We start from the raw sequence: 15,140 nt of genomic DNA on the forward strand, positions 1-15,140 counted from the left end.
TCACTCGGGTCGGTCCTGTCGTGCGGCCCGGATGCGCGCCAGCCGAGCGTGCTTCGGGGGCCTGGCGTCGGGGAGATCAGCAGGGGGCACCGTCACGACTTCGCCGGCTGCCGGGCTCCAGACCAGCAGCAGCGGCTGGCCCCGGTGCGTCACCTCCCACTGCTCCGTCCCATCCGGGTTCATCCGAATCATGCGAGCGGTTCGCCGGACGGACGGATCGCGCTCGGTGATGGCGAGGATGAAGCCGAACCACTCCTCCTTGGTCGGCTGATGGCCCAGCCGCTGTTGCGCGCGCCGCAGAGCATGGCGCGACACGCCTGTGATGCGGCTGGCTGGATCGGTCATCGTGGATCTCCACCGGCCAGCGCCAGGAACGCCGCCTCGTCCTCCTCCGAGCGCGAGGCGACCACGACATGCGCGTCGTCAATGCGGGGGAGGCCTTCCACGTCCGGGTCCAGCCGATAGCCCACGCCTGCGACATTCTGGATGGCGCCAGGCGGCAGCTTGGCGCGCAGCTTGGCGATCATCGGGTGGAGGATCATGCGGACGAAATTCGGACGCTCCGCCGCCGGCCCGCTGTCGCCATAGATCGCGTATTCCAGCGCCTCATAGGTGACGATGTGACCGATCGACGCATGCAAGCGGCGCAGCAGCGCGCCCGTGCGCGTCCCCGCGGCGAAGCACGGTTCGGCGGGGCTCGGTTCCTCGGTCAAGTGCAGACCTCCTTTGCGAAGACGGCGCGCGCCGCAGCTTCCGGGCCCAAGGCCCGCCGGAAGGCCGCGTTCTCGCGGGTGCTGATGTCGAGCCGCGCCTGCAGGTCATCCGCCCTGCGCTTGAGCGCGGCGTTCAGGGTGCCGAGGCTGCGGTTGCTGGCGCGCAGCTCGTCGGTTTTGCGATTCGCCGCCTCCAGCAGCGTTTTCAGCAGGCGAATGTCGCCCTGGGCCTCGCGCAGCATTGCGGCGATCTGCCGACCCGCGTTGTCCATGGCCGCAAGCTCTGCTGATTGGTCGGTGCCTGGGCCGGCCAGGCTTTCCCAGCGCAGCCCTGCCGCCGCCAGCATCTTGCTGGCCCGATGGAGCGCGGCGGCTTGCTCGCCTGGCTGGTCGCTCGCCAGCAGAGCGAGAACCTTCGCCAGCTTGGTCCGGTCGAGGCTCACGGCTAACCGAGCCGGGTGATCGTCAGCGTGGTCTGCGGCGTCAGGCCGTATCGCTTGTTCAGCCGCATCGACGCGATCTGACTGTCGTCCTTCCAGACGATCTGGTTCAGCGCGTCGGCGATCAGCTTGGTGGTGTTGTCGAGGTCGGGCTTGCCCGTGGGGAGAAGTTGGCCGGCCTGTGCCGCGGCCTGCTTTTTCTTCGACCAGCTCGCCGGGATCATCACGACGATGTCCATGGCCATGGCCAACGGCCCTTCGAGAGGTGGGCCGCTGAAGACCTTATCCGCACAAGCGCGGACCCAGGTTTCCATGTCCTCGGTCCTGGAGTCGGTGAACGTCCTGACGAATTTCAGCGGCTGGCCGTTGCGGTCGCGGGCGGAGAAGCGAGGCCGGCCCTTGCCGAGCATCTTGCCGGGGATGGTGATGACGATGGGCTCGATCATGCTGACGCCTTTCCGATCTACGAACATAGCCTTCGACGCCACAGGGATCGCTTATCTCGCGATAGGTGAGGATCGAAGCCAAAATCTGCCGCTGTTACTCAAGGGTCACTTATAAGCCACTGTTTAAATGAGACTTTGCGCCGCAGCAGGGCTTAGCCCGCTACGCTTCCGCTGCAAAAATCACCGCAACACGATATTCGTATCTTGCGGTTACCGTCACCGATTGGCAAGATGCGTCGTGGCTGGCTCCCGCATTTGGTTTCCAGCCACGGTCATCGAGGGGTGGGCGCCGCGTTCTCCACGCGGTTCGGTCGGCAGCCGCAGACGCTGACTGCCCGCCCCTCGAAGCAGCCCTTCGGGAGGCATATCGCTTGGTTTTCAAAGGATCTTCCGCGCCTCTCCGACCTGAGAACGTGGACCCTCGAATTCTTGAGACGGCAGCCCGCATCCGCCTGGTTCGGCGGAAATTCCGGGTTCTCCAGTCGGAAATCATTGCGCGTGCCAGCACAAGTCGTTTTGCGGTTCGCCAGTGCCTCCGGGGCTACCTGGTCCGGCAGCCGGATCCGGCATGGTCGGTGCGGGTGAACAGCGCGATTGACGCCATCCTGCAGGACCGGGCCCGCGCGGCGCTGGCCCGCCTCGATCCCGAATTTGCCGCCTGGGACAAGCAGCGCGCGGAGCGCCTGCTGCTGGACCGTGCTGCGCGCCTGGAGGCCGCGGTGCAGCGCGCGCGCGCCGATGCCGATGGCGGAGGGCGCTTCTGATGGTCGGCTTCGGGAAGCAGGGGTGGCCCACTGAGGCGGAGGACATGGTCAAGGCGGGGTGGGTCGTGCCGCGCTCGCCGGGAGAGATTGCGGCCGATCTGTCCAGGCGGTTCGGCATCGCCGTGACGGAGGCCATGGTCTCTGCCAAGGCGCATCGCCTGGGCCTCAAGCCACGCAGGCGCATCGTCACCCTGAACCAGGCGCTGCTGGAGGCGAAGCTCATGCCAGGCGACTGGGATCTCCTGCGGGCGATCGAGCAAGCCGCGCGTTCGGGCCGTCCGGCGCCGACCAATCTCGAGATCTGCGGCCTCTTTGGTCTCGCCAGCGTGTCCACCGCTGCGCGGATGGTCCAGCGCCTCGAAGAAGCGCGGAAGATCGCCGTGCAGCGCGGCGCCGATCACCGCGTCATCACGGCGGCAGACGGTTCCTGGAAGACCGCGGCGCCCCGCGGCAAGCGCATGCCCAACAGCCGGCCGGATTCGCCTCGCAGGACCGCGCCTCCAACCGTGGCGCCTTCCGCCCCTGCCGGCGCGGCGATGCCGGTGGAGGAGGTCGCGGCCTTGCTGGAGGGGCCAGCCGGCCAGCCCGGTCCCTTCGAGGAGCAAGCGCCAGCCGAGCCGAATGCGCCCAGCGCGGTCCGGCCGGCGATCCTGCTGCGGCCTGGCGTGCGGTATCGGACCTACCAATTTCCCCAGGGGCACCCCCGGACCCCCGGCTTCCGGTTCTGCGACGCCGCTACGGTGCCCGGCCGCCCATACTGCGCGGCTTGCTGCGCCAAGGCCTACGTCGTTCGGGGGCAAGCAGCATGAGTAACCGGATCTGGTTCGGCCGGCGTGCGAATCAGCGCCCCCCGGAACCAGTGGCGCCGCCGCCCGCGCGTGGCGTGCTGGTGGAGCTGCAGCCGGATGAGATGGAGGCGCTGCGCCGCTACTGGGATGAGCGCGAGGCGCGCCAGGCCGAAGGGCGCCCCGCATGACAACCGATCTGCTCGGCAACGGCACCAAGCGCGGCATGGGTGGGCACCACAGCCACGCCAGCGACACGACCGTCTGGCTCACGCCGCCGGAGTTGCTGGCCTCGCTTGGGGCGTTCGATCTGGACCCCTGCGCCGCGCCGGAGCCGAGGCCGTGGCCGACCGCCGCGGTCCACTATGGCCTGGCAGAGAATGGCCTGATGAGGCCCTGGGCCGGGCGCGTGTGGCTTAATCCGCCGTATGGCGCCGTCGTCTCTGCGCCTTTCATGCGGCGGATGGTCGAGCACGGGCGCGGCACCGCTCTTATTTTCGCCCGCACGGAAACCGCGCTGTTCCGCGAAACCGTCTGGCGCGCCGCTTCCGCGCTGCTTTTTCTAGCTGGGCGCCTGTATTTCCACCGGCCAAACGGCGACCGCGCCGAAGCCAATGCGGGCGCTCCGAGCGTGCTGGTCGCCTACGGCGCGGAAGACGCGGCGCATCTGCGCGACTGCGGCCTGCCTGGCGCTTTTGTCCACGGATGGCGTGCATGACGAAGGATATCGTCGTGCGTCCGTCGAGCCTGACCACCTTTGCCAGCTGCCCGCGGCGCTGGGCGGCGCGGCACATGCAGGATGAAGTGCGGGCCGCCGGCTACACGCTGGCCCAGGGCCGCGCCACGCATGTCGGCGCGCAGATCGGCACGGCGGTCCACGCGGCGGCTTCGCACACGCTGGCGGAGAAGATGCGCCGCGGCGGCGACCTGGGCACGGATGCCGATGCCGAGGAGGTCGGCATCGAGGCCTTCCGCGAGCGCGTCGCGGCCGAGGGCTGCGACTGGGACACTATCACGGGCGACCCCGACACCGCGCAGAAGCAGATTCGCCGCATGTCGAGGGTGTGGCGGCGCTCGGAAGCCGCGGCGGGCAACCCGCTGATGACGGAGGAACGTCTGGAGGCCGAGGTGCGGCCTGGCCTGATCGCCAGCGGTCAGATGGACGCAGTAATGACGGGCGATCCTGATGCGTCGATCCGGGACACGAAAACAGGCGTCTCGCGCCGCGCGAACGCGCTGCAATACGGCACCTACGGGATGATCCTTCGCGCGCATGGGCACAACCCGGGCGAGATGATCGAGGACTACCTGCCGCGCGTGTCGATCCGAAAGGAGCAGCCCCCCGTGGAGGCGCACTCGGTCGACATCATCGCCGCGCAGGAAGAAGCCTGGGAAGCGATCGAGGCGCTGGCCGCAACGGTGGAAGAATTCCGCCGGCGCTGCGCCGACCCCAATTCGCGGCCGCCGAACATGGCGTTTCGCGCCAACCCCGCCGATTCACTCTGCGCGGCGAGGTGGTGCCCGGCCTGGGGCACCGACTTCTGCAGAGCACACATTCAGGCGCCTCGAAGCGCGGACGAGAAACCATGAACAACGAAGCGACCCAGCCCGCCGAGCCCAGCGATGGGGGATGCGTTCTGAACGACGCGCGCGCGCAGGCCAAGCTGATCGCCCAGCAGGCCCACCACATGACATGGTCCAAGGAGGAGGCGCCGCCGGTGACACTTGGCTTGCATGGTGCGCTGTTCACCTTCGGCCTGGGCGAGCCGGACAACGTGCTGGTGCAGGTCGATCCGCAGAACCCGCTGAATGTGCGCGGGCTCGATGCGGATATGCTCCGCGCGCTGGCCGGCACGATGCTCGGCATTGCCGACGCGCTGGAGCCGTTCCAGCCGCCCGCCGCCGGCAAGGCGGTGGCGAAGTGAGCGGCGACCAGGAGACGGGCCGTGCCCTGGTGACGGTGGAGCAAGGCGATCTGCTCCCACCCGGGCCGCCGCCGCACGCCACGCTGATTGCGACCGATGGCCGGAGGGTGGTGCTGCAGCGCCAGCCGGACGGATCGCTGTCCATGATCATCCACGGGCGCGAGCCGGTGGTGCTGGATCGCTTCCAGACCGCCGCCTTCGTCGCCGCCGTCGCAGCGCTGGGAGACCCCCGATGAGCGAAACCCGCACCAAGCCCAGGCCCACCATGGCGCCGCCGAGCGCGGCCACCGCCGTGATGTCGCCGGAGGAGATGAGGACCGTCCTGAAGCAGACCGGCCGCGAGGCCGGTGGCTCGAAGGTCAGCAGCTTCTTCGAAGCCAACAAGGGCAAGCTGGCGCAGCTGCTGCCGGAGGCGATGAAGCCGGATCGCTTCCTGCGCATCACGCTGAACGCGCTGCGCACCACGCCGAAGCTCATGGAGTGCACCATCGAATCGCTTTTCGGCGCTTCGATCTTCTGCGCGCAGCTCGGCCTGGAGCCGAACACGCCGCAGGGGCACATCTATCTGATCCCCTTCAAGAACAACCGGAAGAACATCACGGAGGTGCAGGTCATCATCGGCTACCAGGGCCTGATCGCCCTGGCGCGCCGCACGGGCGAGATTCAGTCCATCTCCGCGCAGGCGGTCTTCGCCAACGACGACTTCGACATCGACTGGATGAGCCCGGAGAACAGCCGCCACAAGCCGCCGAAGCACGGAACGCCGCGGGGCGAATTCATCGGCGCCTGGGCGAAGGCGACTTTCAAGGATGGTGGCTTCGCCTTCGATTACATGCCGGCCGAGGACATCCTCAAGATCCGGGACGGCAGCCAGGGCTATCGCTCGGCGGTGCGCTTTGCGAAGCCCGGCCAAACGCCGAACACCCCATGGGCCACCAACTTCGACCAGATGGCGGTCAAGACGGCGATCCGCCGCCTGGCGAAGCGCCTGCCCATGTCCATCGAGTTCGCCGCAGCCGCCACCCTGGACGAGGCGGGCGACCGCCGTGTGAGCCAGGGCATGCACCGCGTGCTGGACCACGGCGAGTTCGACCTGTCGGCGATCGGCCAGCCCGAGGACGACGAGGACGCCGATGCAGAACCGCCGCCGCGGGTGCAGGAGCCGGAGCCGGACCAGCGGCAGCCGCGCCAGGGCCGGCAGCCTCGCCAGCCCCGCGGGCAGCAGCAGGAGGCGGATGCCCCCAGCGCCGAGACGCCGCACGACCTGGAGACGGGCGAGGTGGAGGATGGTGATGGCTTCCCCGGTGACGGTGACACGGGCGGCGATCCCGGTCCGCAGACGGATGATGGGCGAAGCGGCGGGCCGCCTCCCCGAGTGGAGTTCGGCGAGTGACCGCCGCGACAAGGCTGTCCGAGGCGCTGGCCGAATGGGGCATGTGGCAGCGCCTGGACCGGATGCAGATCGAGCTCCAGCAGCGGCCCGAGCAGCAGATGATGGTGTCGTTCCGCTCTGGAACCTCTGGGCCCGATGACCGCCATCTGGAGATCCCGCGCGAGAAGCTGGTGGAGTTCATCCACGACCGGATGCGGGATCAGAAATATCGCCTGATGCGCCTGGGCGTGGAGGGCCATTTCGAGCCGACAATTTGCCCGCCGCCGGCGGCGCCCGGCGATGAGGCTGACGCGGCGCCATGCCGCCTTCCCGACACCTGCGACGAGGAGAAGCCGCTTTGACCATGACCTTGAAGGTCCGCGACGTGCTGGGCGTCGTATCGGCCTCTCTGCCGTTGGAGAAAATCACGCTGGTTGGCGGCGGCAACGGCCAGGGCAAGTCCTCGCTGCTGCAGGCCTGCGCCGCGGTGGCGCTGCGGATGCCGAAGCTGCGTGGCGCGTCCCGCAAGGCCGACTTCGCGCATGTGGTGCGCCGCGGCAGCGCCGATGGCGGCGCCGCGACCCTGTCCTGGGAGACCGGCATGCGCCGGATCTCCTGGCCGAGCGGTGATGTTCACTCCACCGGGGACGGCGACGCGCGCCACATGGGCTCGCCCCTGGGCATCGGCGCGGTTCGCTTCATGGAGCTGCCGCCCAAGGAACGCCTGTCCGTGCTGGCCGAACGCCTCGATCTGGCGCCGACGCTGGACGACATCGCGGCCTGGCTGGCGCCGAAAGATGACCGGGGCAAGCCGCTGCCGGAGGCCGAGGAGGATCGGCAGGCCCGACTGGACCTTGCGACGGCGCTGCACAGCAAGGTCGATATCTCCGGCTGGGACGCCTGCGAGAAGACGGCCCGCGAATACGCGCTGAAGCTGAAGGGGCGATGGGAAGAGGTGGCCCGGCCGGCCAACTGGGGGCCGCAGAAGGCCGCCACCTGGGTGCCGGAGGGCCTGCTGCCGGACGAGCCCTACGACCTGGCGGAGGTCGCGGCCGAGATGGACGCGGCCAAGGCCGCCTACCAGGCGGCGCTGCGGGCGGGCAGCGCCAGCGAGGCGGAGATTGCCCTCGCCCGAGAGGCTGCGGCACCCCTCGACGATCTGCTGAAGGCGGGCGAGGCCTGCCAGGCGGCGGTCCTGGCGGCGCAGGAGACGCTGACGGCGCTGGAGCAGCGGCTGAAGGACTTGCCGCGGCCGACCGATGCCCTGCCGCTGCACACCTGCCCGCACTGCGAGGCGGAGATCCGCGTCACGATCAATGCGGCGATCGACGAGATCAGGCTGGAGAAGCCGCCGGCGGAAGCCGCCAAGAAGGCGTCGCCGGCGGAGAACGCCAAGCGGCGCACCGCCATCACCGCCGCCAGGGACGCGATCCGTGGCGCGCAGGATGCGCTGGAGCAGGCCCGAAGGGCAGCGCAGGAGAACAGCGCGGCAGTGGCCACGGCCGAGGAGGCGAAGAAGCGGCTGGCGCGGCTGCAGGCCATGCCGAAGCAGGATCCGGAGGCGGTCGGACGGGCGCAGCTGGCCGCGACCCAGGCCGAGACCAAGCACCGCCTGGTCAGCACCATGCTCCGCGCCCGCGAGATCTACCGGGATTGGTGCGCCCAGCAGCCGATCATCAACTGCCTCGCCTCCACCGGCGTGCGGATGACGGTGATGGAGCGCCGCATGGGCGCCTTCAACGCCGAGCTAGCCGCGCTGTGCCAGGTGGGGCGGTTCGGCCCCGTGACCCTGACCGGCGAAGGCGAGCTTCGCTATGGCGAGTCGTCGTGGGAGCAGATGGCGGAAAGCGAGCGGTGGCGCGCCGAGCTGCTGCTGACGCTGGCCTTCGCCAAGCGAGAGGGCGCCCAGCTGGTGCTGGTCGATCGCCTCGACGTGCTCGTGCCCACCCAGCGGCCCGGCGTCTGCGAGCTGCTGATCCACATCGGCATCCCGGCCCTGGTCGCGATGTCGGCACGCAACCCCGAGGCACTGCCGAACCTGGAGGCGGCCAATTACGGCCGTCGCGCCTGGATTGAGGGCGGCGTGCTGCGGCTGCTGTGACTGCCTACCCCAACTGCTGGAAGGGCCAAGGGGACATGACCAAAGACAAACTAAGCGGGGACTTCTGGGCAGGGCTCCTATCGCCTCTCATTCTTGGCGTGTTGCTTATCGCCATGTCCCCGCTGCTGATCCTGCGGGCATGGATGCTGACGCTGATGTGGGGCTGGTATTTGGTGCCGGCTTTCGGGCTGGAGCCGCTCCGCCTCATCTACGCTTTCGGCATCCTGCTGATTCTCGGCTTCCTCCGTGGCCGGCCGCCTTCTCAGAAGGACGAGAAGTTTTTGGCTGCGGCCCTCATCAGTCTGCTCGCGAGCGCGGCCATTCTGGGGATGGCGTGGATCGGCACGTTCTTCATCTGACCACCACCACGGAAGGACCGACGACCATGGCAAGACGACCGAGCGCGGGTTTTGAGCGCGCGCGCCTCGCGCCGCTGCTGAGAGGAGAAGACCTGGCCGAGATGCTGGCGCTGGCCGAGGTCGGCGTCTGCTGCGGCGGGAGCCTGCACTTCACCAAGCCGACGCAGGTGACGCTGCGGCTGATCGAACTGAAGTTGGTCGAGCGGAAGAAGCCGCCGCGCGAGGTCGACGGCGTGAAGCAGGGCATCAGCGCCAATGGCTATGTGCACCGGCTGACGAAGCTGGGCTGGCTCACGCTGCTGACCCGCGCCGAGCACGAGATGCGGCACCTGCTGCCGCCGGAGCCTGAGCCCGACCCGGAGTGAATCCGGCGTCTGACCAACCCCCACCACCAACCTCTGAAAGGACCACAGGACCATGCGACACGACCAGATGATAACCGCCGGCTTTACCGTCGGCAGCTCGGCCTACATTGAGGCCGTGCGCCAGCAGGAGAAGGGTGGACTGCCGCTGATCGGCCGCACGGCTGACCGACTGCATCAGCGACTGTTGGAGATCGAAAAGCGGCTTCTGGAATTGGGCGATGAACTTGCGGGGCCGCGGCCGCCCGGCCCTCCGCCCAGCGAGAGCGCAGGTCCAGTGCCCGTCATGCGCGGCGGGGTAATCGAGCAGCTGAACGATGCGATGGCGAGCCTTGAGACGAAGGCCGACCACCTCTCGTTCGCGCTTTCCCGCATCGAGGATGCTGTCCGCGGCGCCTGACGCCTCATCTACCCGAAACCCCTGAAAGGACCACAGGACCATGGCGACGAAGAAGAACACCCCGGCCGCCGCGATGCAGGCGGCAAAGGACCACCTCGAAGGCACCGAGCGCGAGCCGATGAGCCTCGCCGAGGCGACGGCGCTGGACCAGGAGCGGCAGGAGGAGGAGCGCCTGGCCGCCGAGGCGGCGGAGGAGGAGCGCAGGGTGCTGGCCTACCTGCGTCATCTGCCCGGCGGCGAGGAGCTGGTGGCGTCCGTCCGCTCCTTCCTGCTGGACCGCCTGCGCGACACCCAGGACGCGCGGCCGTGGAACATGCGGAGCGAGGCCGACCAGCAGCGGGTCATCAAGGCGGCGGAGGAGACCGCCCGCATGCTGGTCCGGGAGATCGTGGGCATCGTCGCGGCGAACAGCTTCCGCCATGTGGCGGGCGTGCTTGAGCAGGTGACCGCCAAGGGCGGCTTCAAGGTGGTCATCAAGGTGCCGAAGTCGGCCGAGGCCTGGGCGGATCTTGGCCCGTTCGAGGGCCGGCCGGTGACGATCGTGCTGGCCGACCCCCAGGCCTATGACGGGCACATGCCGCCGGTGAACATCCGTCGCGATGAGCCCACGCTGCCCGGCATCGTGCGCGAGGAAGACGATTCGACCGGCGAACGCGAAGACGAAACAATCTTTCCCGAATCCGGCGAATCGGAGCGGCCCTCTACTGCGCGCGAAGCGAGCGAGGAGGAGGACCGCGCAGCGCGCGAGGCGGATTTGCAAGGCGTGGAATCGTAATCCAGCGGCGCGTTCGATCCATCCGAACCGGCACAGATCGTCACCCCAAGCGGGGGGGCCTCAAGCGATATCGTAAACGGAAGCCCGTTAACATATTTCACCGTGACACGATACGCGGCTGAGACTATATATTGGGTTCTCACCCAAACCATCGGAGTTACAGGATGAGTCGCCGGAGTTTGTCGCCGCGCGTGAGGGCCGGTGTGGAGCTGAAAGAGATTCGGATACGGCTCCACCCGCTGCTCGGGCCTACGACGACTCTGATCGGCGAGGTGCAGCTGCCGGGCCGGCGACGGGGCGATTTGGTGGATGCCAGCTTCGAGACCAAGGCCATCTTGCCGGAGCTGGAAGCCTACATCGTGGCGCTGAAAGAGCTGTTCGGCGATCTGGCCGAGCCGCAGGCGAAGAAGTCCGATGATGAGCAGCAAGGCGGAGGTGACGACTGATGAGTAAACCACGGTCCGAGACGAAGGGAGCGATGAAGTCCGAACGCCTGCGCGCGAGCCACGGCACGAGGTCGGTGAGCGCGCTGGACCGGCATGTTGGTGCTCGCATCAGGAACGCGCGCATTGCGCGGGGATGGAGCCGCGCTGACGTTCAGGCGCTCGTCAACCTGGGGGCGCCGCAGATCCACAAGATCGAGACCGCCGAGAACAAGTGCTCGATCCAGAATCTCTTTGTCTTCTCGAAGGTGCTGGATGTGCCGATCCAGTGGTTCTTCGAGGACTTCAGCCTGGACCCGCGCGCGGCGTTCGAGGAGCTGCCACCGCTCGATCTTGGCGAGGCCGAGATCAAGATGGTGCAGCAGATCGGCAGGCTGCCGGAGAGCGGCCGCCGGCTGATCTCCAAGATGATCGCCGAGTTGCAGCCCGCGTCGTTGGAGAGCGATGCGGGCGAGGACGAGGCGGCTTAACCCCACCTGTTCACCACTGGGCGGCGCGCGGCCGGCTGCGGACGGCGCGCTGACCGCCCCCTGTAACCCAGGGGGCCGAGATGAGTGAGATCCGAGAAGACAGCGACCTCCGACTGCTCTCCGCGCCAAGCGCGGCCAAGCTCCTGGGTGTTTCCCTCAAGACATTCCGCGCGCTGCGAATTCCCTGCATCCGCTCTGCGGGTGAACGGAAGTTCTACACGCGCCGCGGCATCGTCGATTGGCAGAACCACCAGCAGCAGGAGCAGAAGGCATGCCCACCGTCCCCCGGAAGCCGGGAGGGCGACGGAAAGCCGTCGCCGGCGAAGAATTCCTTGTCACGCGCGCCGAGTCCTCGGCCTGGCACTACGATTTCTCCATCGAAGGAGAGAGATTTCGCGGAAGTTGCGGGACTGGCGAATTCGAAGCCGCCGCAGCCATTGCTAAGGCTCGTTTCGACGAGCAATTCGCCCGCATCAAGCTCGGGCAGGAGCCGGTCCGGCACCTCACGCTGAACGACGCTTTTGTCCGCTTCTATGAGGAGGTGGCGAAGGGCACGACATACGGCGAGCGCGGGCAGAAGCACCAGATGAACCGGATGCTGCGCATCCTGGGCCCGAGGCTGCGGCTGGCCGACCTGACGGACAGCGTGGTCAACGACATGGTGCAGGTGCTGCGCACGACGCCGCTGGCCGCGACGGGCAAGCGCGCAACGCAGGTGGCGTCCGGCTCGACCATCAATCGCTACATCGACACGCTCTCCGCGGTCTGCCGCCGTGCGCGCGAGGTCTGGGGCGTCGTGGTCGGCCAGTGGTCGCGGAAGAAGCACCGCCAGGCCGAGCCGGAGGGCCGCGAGGTCTTTCTGGACCATGAGGTGGCAAAGCGCGTCTTGCACCATGCCGTTGCGCATATCCGCCCGGTGATGCTGCTGGACGTGATGACCGGGATGCGGAAGGCGAACGCGGTCGGAGTGACCTGGGAGCAGATCAGCCTGCCGGAGGCGCGCATCGCCTTCATCGGGAAGGGCGGGAAGTCCCTGGCTGTGCCACTGCCTGCGGAGGCCCTGCGGCTGCTGGAGGCTCTGCAGCCGGAGCCGGAGAAGCGGCGCGGGCCGGTGTTCGTCTATGGCAATCCGGCCGTGGCCTGCGGCTGCGCGGCGTGCAAGCGGCCGGACCTTCGAGGCAAGGCCTTCAAAGATCCGAAGCGGTCCATCAAGACGGCGTTCCGCCTGGCGGGGCTGGGGCCGGAGGTGCGGTTCCACGATCTGCGGCACACCTTCGCGAGCTGGCTGCTGGCGGCCGGCGGCGACCTGAAGATGGTTCAGGAGCGGTTGGGCCACGCCGACATCAAGACGACGATGCGCTACGCGCACATCGACAAGGCCAGGACGGCGCGCGTGGTGGCGGCGGCCAGCGCCGGCCTGTTCAGCGAGCCGAAGCCCACGGCCGAGGTAGTGCAGCTGCCCGCGCCGGAGCGGGAGGAGGACGCGGCATGAAGAACGCGGGAGCGCCGGTGCGGGCCGGCGAGAAGGTGCCGCTGGCGCAGCAGATCGCATGCGTCGAGCGAGAGCTTCGGCTGCGGCGCTCGGCCTACCCCAGGTGGGTAGCGGCCGGCCGGATGACGGAGGAGAAGGCCGCCGCCGAGACGTGGCAGATGCAGGCGGTGCTGGACACGCTGCGCGGCCTGGCCGGCACTCCGACCGCCGTGCAGCCGGATCTGCTGCGATGACGGCCCGCCCGATTATCTTCTCGGCGCCGATGGTGCTGGCGCTGCTGGCCGGCCGGAAGACGCAGACTCGGCGCCTGGCCTCCTCGCCCCTGCGGCGCGTGCAGCTCGGCGAGCGCCTGTGGGTGCGGGAGAATTGGCAGTTTGCGCCGCAGCAATATTGCACCTGTCCGCAGGGCGCAGAACCCTCGCCCTGCGATGATTGGCAGGAAGGAACCGGCTGCGCCAGCAACCGCGATGGCACGATTTATGCGGCAGATGGTGTGAAAGCCGCTCGCTGGCGCCCCTCGATCCACATGTCGCGCTGGGCCTCGCGCCTGACGCTCACCGTCACCGATGTGCGGGTGCAGCGGCTGGGCGCCATGAGCAGCGCGGATGCGCGGGCCGAGGGGACACCGCTCGATCCCTACGACGAAGCCTGGGCCGACGAAGATCCGCGCCGGTGGGTGCTGGCCTTTGCGGCGCTGTGGGACCGCCTGCACGGCGCTGGGGCGTGGGACGCCAACCCCTGGGTGGTCGCCCTGACCTTCACCGTCGAGCGGAGGAACGTCGATGCCTGACCTTGCCCCGCAGAGATACGGCGCCTTGCCGGTGCCGGTGACGGCCGCCTGGTCGGTGGAGCAGGACGAGCGGGAGCCCCGGGTGGTGCGCTGGCGCTGCGGGGCGCGGGGCGAGTTGCGGTTCACCTCGGATGGCGTCAACAGGCCGGGCGAAGGCAAACCGCTATTCACGATCCTGCACGCCGACCGATGCCGGGCCGTGATCGAGCGTGGGCTGTGCCAGATGTGCGTCCGGCCACTTCCCCACTGCCGGATCTGCATGACGAGCGGAGCCACGCTCCAGGGCCTGCCGCTTGTCAGCGATGGGCTTCCCATGTGTCCAGCCTGCGCCATGACCGCCTATCGGGCGTGCATCGGATTGCAGCGCAATGAGGCGGCTGGCCGCCTGCGCATCTATGCCGTGGAGGCGGATGGGTGGGTGCTGTCGCCGAAGGTGCTGGGCATCGTCAGCGGGCCAGGCGCAGACGAGCGCGTCAATGCGCTGATCCGCAAGCACGGCAAGCTTTACGCTGGGCCCGACCTGCAGCTGCGGCGGTTCCGCCGGCTGGCCCTGGCCGATCTGGAAGGGATGCTGGTCGATGGCTGACCTTTCGGCCGCCGCCCGTGCTGCCGCCTATGTCGAGGGGTGGCTGGCCGCCGCGTCGCGCAGCGCCATGACCCTGTCCTACGGGGATCAGCACCCCCTCTATGATGCCTGGGTGCGCGGCTTCGTCCGCGGGCTGCAGAGCGACTTGATGCACCGGCTGCGGGTGGTGCCGCGGCGGTGAGCCGAGCGGATCTCGAGGCGGATGCCCGCCACCATGCGCTGCTGCAGCTGCTGGATCTGGTGGCGCCGGCGGCGGAGAGGGCGAAGGACGCCCTGACGCGCTACCCGCCCGCGGACAGGCCATACGGGCTCACGATGGCCCAGGTGATGGACGAGGAGCGGGAGCGCCTGGTCAGGCTGGTGCGCCAGGCCCACCACCAGATGATGCAGAGGAAGGGGCCATGAGCGACCTCTACCAGATCCTGCGGGCCTGGATGCTGCTGGCGCATGCCGCGGCCCGCCGGCGGAACGGCGCGGCCTTCCGGGAGGCGGCCGACATGCAGGAGCTTTGGGACCACGAGAACAGGGAAGGACGCGGGCGATGAGCAAGAAGCGCGGCGGCCACGACTTCGGCAACCTGACGCCTGAGAAGAAGCGGCTCTGGAGCGAGGAGATTTGGAGGTTCGGCGCGCTCCCGCCCGACCAGATGCGCGCAGAGGCCGCCGAGCATATGGCTCGGTGGGAGCGTCAGGAGCGCAAAAGCGACCGCCCGAATACGGTGAAACCTGCCGGCAAGGGATGACCTATCAGGTCGGTCCCTTGCCGCAACGGCGTCACGCCAGCGGCACAGGCCGGCGCGGAGGAGGCGGAAAGCGAGGGATTTGCTGAGGCGGAGCGGGACGGGAACATGCCCCCCAGACTGATGCGCTACCAGACTGCGCTACGCTCCGACTGCGGCGGCAATAGCACCGGGGGGG

Annotated in this window: 28 protein-coding genes; 24 read left to right on the top strand and 4 right to left on the bottom strand. The window is 68.6% G+C overall.

Going from position 1 to position 15,140, the window contains the following annotated elements:
- From J3S20_RS20470 to J3S20_RS20485, 4 genes are read right to left on the bottom strand one after another with little or no spacing between them, the layout of a single operon-like run.
- Positions 1-345 (bottom strand): hypothetical protein, encoded by a 345-nt coding sequence (locus J3S20_RS20470; protein WP_216838382.1) that lies wholly within the window; start codon positions 343-345, stop codon positions 1-3.
- Positions 342-713 carry a helix-turn-helix domain-containing protein gene (locus J3S20_RS20475; protein WP_216838383.1) on the bottom strand — a complete coding sequence of 124 codons (372 nt, stop codon included), beginning with the start codon at positions 711-713 and terminating at the stop codon, positions 342-344. Before J3S20_RS20475 ends, J3S20_RS20470 begins: the two co-directional genes overlap by 4 nt.
- Positions 710-1,156 carry a hypothetical protein gene (locus J3S20_RS20480; protein WP_216838384.1) on the bottom strand — a complete coding sequence of 149 codons (447 nt, stop codon included), beginning with the start codon at positions 1,154-1,156 and terminating at the stop codon, positions 710-712. Before J3S20_RS20480 ends, J3S20_RS20475 begins: the two co-directional genes overlap by 4 nt.
- A gap of 2 nt (positions 1,157-1,158) precedes the next feature.
- Complete coding sequence (locus J3S20_RS20485; RefSeq protein WP_216838385.1) at positions 1,159-1,599, bottom strand: RusA family crossover junction endodeoxyribonuclease; 441 nt, start codon at positions 1,597-1,599, stop codon at positions 1,159-1,161.
- Between the two features lie 581 nt (positions 1,600-2,180).
- Between J3S20_RS20485 and J3S20_RS20490 the strand changes: the two genes are divergently transcribed.
- The 24 genes from J3S20_RS20490 (at position 2,181) to J3S20_RS20605 (ending at position 14,965) form a co-directional block, all read left to right on the top strand.
- A complete protein-coding gene (locus J3S20_RS20490) occupies positions 2,181-2,363 on the top strand; it encodes a hypothetical protein (protein ID WP_216838386.1) in 183 nt (60 codons plus the stop codon).
- A complete protein-coding gene (locus tag J3S20_RS20495) occupies positions 2,363-3,172 on the top strand; it encodes a hypothetical protein (RefSeq protein ID WP_216838388.1) in 810 nt (269 codons plus the stop codon). Before J3S20_RS20490 ends, J3S20_RS20495 begins: the two co-directional genes overlap by 1 nt.
- The gene (locus J3S20_RS20500; protein ID WP_216838389.1) at positions 3,169-3,339 is read left to right on the top strand and encodes a hypothetical protein; all 171 of its coding nucleotides are present in this window, start codon (positions 3,169-3,171) and stop codon (positions 3,337-3,339) included. Before J3S20_RS20495 ends, J3S20_RS20500 begins: the two co-directional genes overlap by 4 nt.
- Positions 3,336-3,866 (top strand): phage N-6-adenine-methyltransferase, encoded by a 531-nt coding sequence (locus tag J3S20_RS20505; protein WP_216838390.1) that lies wholly within the window; start codon positions 3,336-3,338, stop codon positions 3,864-3,866. The genes J3S20_RS20500 and J3S20_RS20505 overlap by 4 nt, the downstream gene beginning before the upstream one ends.
- On the top strand, positions 3,863-4,738 hold the full coding sequence (locus J3S20_RS20510) for a PD-(D/E)XK nuclease family protein (protein ID WP_216838391.1): 876 nt from the start codon (positions 3,863-3,865) through the stop codon (positions 4,736-4,738). The genes J3S20_RS20505 and J3S20_RS20510 overlap by 4 nt, the downstream gene beginning before the upstream one ends.
- A complete protein-coding gene (locus tag J3S20_RS20515) occupies positions 4,735-5,073 on the top strand; it encodes a hypothetical protein (protein WP_216838393.1) in 339 nt (112 codons plus the stop codon). The genes J3S20_RS20510 and J3S20_RS20515 overlap by 4 nt, the downstream gene beginning before the upstream one ends.
- Entirely contained in the window at positions 5,070-5,309 is a 240-nt protein-coding gene (locus J3S20_RS20520; protein ID WP_216838395.1) for a hypothetical protein, read from the top strand. Before J3S20_RS20515 ends, J3S20_RS20520 begins: the two co-directional genes overlap by 4 nt.
- Positions 5,306-6,466 carry a recombinase RecT gene (locus tag J3S20_RS20525; protein ID WP_216838396.1) on the top strand — a complete coding sequence of 387 codons (1,161 nt, stop codon included), beginning with the start codon at positions 5,306-5,308 and terminating at the stop codon, positions 6,464-6,466. Before J3S20_RS20520 ends, J3S20_RS20525 begins: the two co-directional genes overlap by 4 nt.
- Positions 6,463-6,807, top strand: coding sequence for a hypothetical protein (locus tag J3S20_RS20530; protein WP_216838398.1), 345 nt, complete (start codon positions 6,463-6,465; stop codon positions 6,805-6,807). Before J3S20_RS20525 ends, J3S20_RS20530 begins: the two co-directional genes overlap by 4 nt.
- Before the next feature lie 2 nt (positions 6,808-6,809).
- A complete protein-coding gene (locus J3S20_RS20535) occupies positions 6,810-8,546 on the top strand; it encodes a hypothetical protein (protein WP_216838400.1) in 1,737 nt (578 codons plus the stop codon).
- Between the two features lie 113 nt (positions 8,547-8,659).
- The gene (locus tag J3S20_RS20540; RefSeq protein ID WP_216838401.1) at positions 8,660-8,905 is read left to right on the top strand and encodes a hypothetical protein; all 246 of its coding nucleotides are present in this window, start codon (positions 8,660-8,662) and stop codon (positions 8,903-8,905) included.
- Positions 8,906-8,931: 26 nt separating this feature from the next.
- On the top strand, positions 8,932-9,270 hold the full coding sequence (locus J3S20_RS20545; RefSeq protein ID WP_216838403.1) for a hypothetical protein: 339 nt from the start codon (positions 8,932-8,934) through the stop codon (positions 9,268-9,270).
- A 52-nt stretch (positions 9,271-9,322) separates the two neighbouring features.
- Positions 9,323-9,667 carry a hypothetical protein gene (locus J3S20_RS20550; protein ID WP_216838405.1) on the top strand — a complete coding sequence of 115 codons (345 nt, stop codon included), beginning with the start codon at positions 9,323-9,325 and terminating at the stop codon, positions 9,665-9,667.
- A 40-nt stretch (positions 9,668-9,707) separates the two neighbouring features.
- Positions 9,708-10,442: a hypothetical protein gene (locus J3S20_RS20555; RefSeq protein WP_216838406.1), complete on the top strand. Its 735-nt coding sequence runs from the start codon at positions 9,708-9,710 to the stop codon at positions 10,440-10,442.
- Between the two features lie 203 nt (positions 10,443-10,645).
- Complete coding sequence (locus J3S20_RS20560; protein WP_216838407.1) at positions 10,646-10,888, top strand: hypothetical protein; 243 nt, start codon at positions 10,646-10,648, stop codon at positions 10,886-10,888.
- A gap of 32 nt (positions 10,889-10,920) precedes the next feature.
- Positions 10,921-11,355 (top strand): helix-turn-helix domain-containing protein, encoded by a 435-nt coding sequence (locus J3S20_RS20565; RefSeq protein ID WP_216838408.1) that lies wholly within the window; start codon positions 10,921-10,923, stop codon positions 11,353-11,355.
- Positions 11,356-11,626: 271 nt separating this feature from the next.
- Entirely contained in the window at positions 11,627-12,847 is a 1,221-nt protein-coding gene (locus J3S20_RS20570; protein WP_216838409.1) for a tyrosine-type recombinase/integrase, read from the top strand.
- Positions 12,844-13,080, top strand: coding sequence for a hypothetical protein (locus tag J3S20_RS20575; protein ID WP_216838410.1), 237 nt, complete (start codon positions 12,844-12,846; stop codon positions 13,078-13,080). Before J3S20_RS20570 ends, J3S20_RS20575 begins: the two co-directional genes overlap by 4 nt.
- Positions 13,077-13,637: a hypothetical protein gene (locus J3S20_RS20580; RefSeq protein WP_216838411.1), complete on the top strand. Its 561-nt coding sequence runs from the start codon at positions 13,077-13,079 to the stop codon at positions 13,635-13,637. The genes J3S20_RS20575 and J3S20_RS20580 overlap by 4 nt, the downstream gene beginning before the upstream one ends.
- Positions 13,630-14,223, top strand: coding sequence for a hypothetical protein (locus J3S20_RS20585; RefSeq protein ID WP_216838412.1), 594 nt, complete (start codon positions 13,630-13,632; stop codon positions 14,221-14,223). The genes J3S20_RS20580 and J3S20_RS20585 overlap by 8 nt, the downstream gene beginning before the upstream one ends.
- Positions 14,216-14,404, top strand: a complete 189-nt coding sequence (locus J3S20_RS20590) for a hypothetical protein (RefSeq protein WP_216838413.1) — start codon at positions 14,216-14,218, stop codon at positions 14,402-14,404. Before J3S20_RS20585 ends, J3S20_RS20590 begins: the two co-directional genes overlap by 8 nt.
- Positions 14,401-14,628 (top strand): hypothetical protein, encoded by a 228-nt coding sequence (locus J3S20_RS20595; RefSeq protein WP_216838414.1) that lies wholly within the window; start codon positions 14,401-14,403, stop codon positions 14,626-14,628. Before J3S20_RS20590 ends, J3S20_RS20595 begins: the two co-directional genes overlap by 4 nt.
- Positions 14,625-14,768, top strand: a complete 144-nt coding sequence (locus J3S20_RS20600; RefSeq protein ID WP_216838415.1) for a hypothetical protein — start codon at positions 14,625-14,627, stop codon at positions 14,766-14,768. The genes J3S20_RS20595 and J3S20_RS20600 overlap by 4 nt, the downstream gene beginning before the upstream one ends.
- On the top strand, positions 14,765-14,965 hold the full coding sequence (locus J3S20_RS20605) for a hypothetical protein (protein WP_216838416.1): 201 nt from the start codon (positions 14,765-14,767) through the stop codon (positions 14,963-14,965). Before J3S20_RS20600 ends, J3S20_RS20605 begins: the two co-directional genes overlap by 4 nt.
- Positions 14,966-15,140 lie beyond the last annotated feature (175 nt).

The organism is Falsiroseomonas tokyonensis (assembly GCF_019024325.1).
Lineage (GTDB): Bacteria > Pseudomonadota > Alphaproteobacteria > Acetobacterales > Acetobacteraceae > Falsiroseomonas > Falsiroseomonas tokyonensis.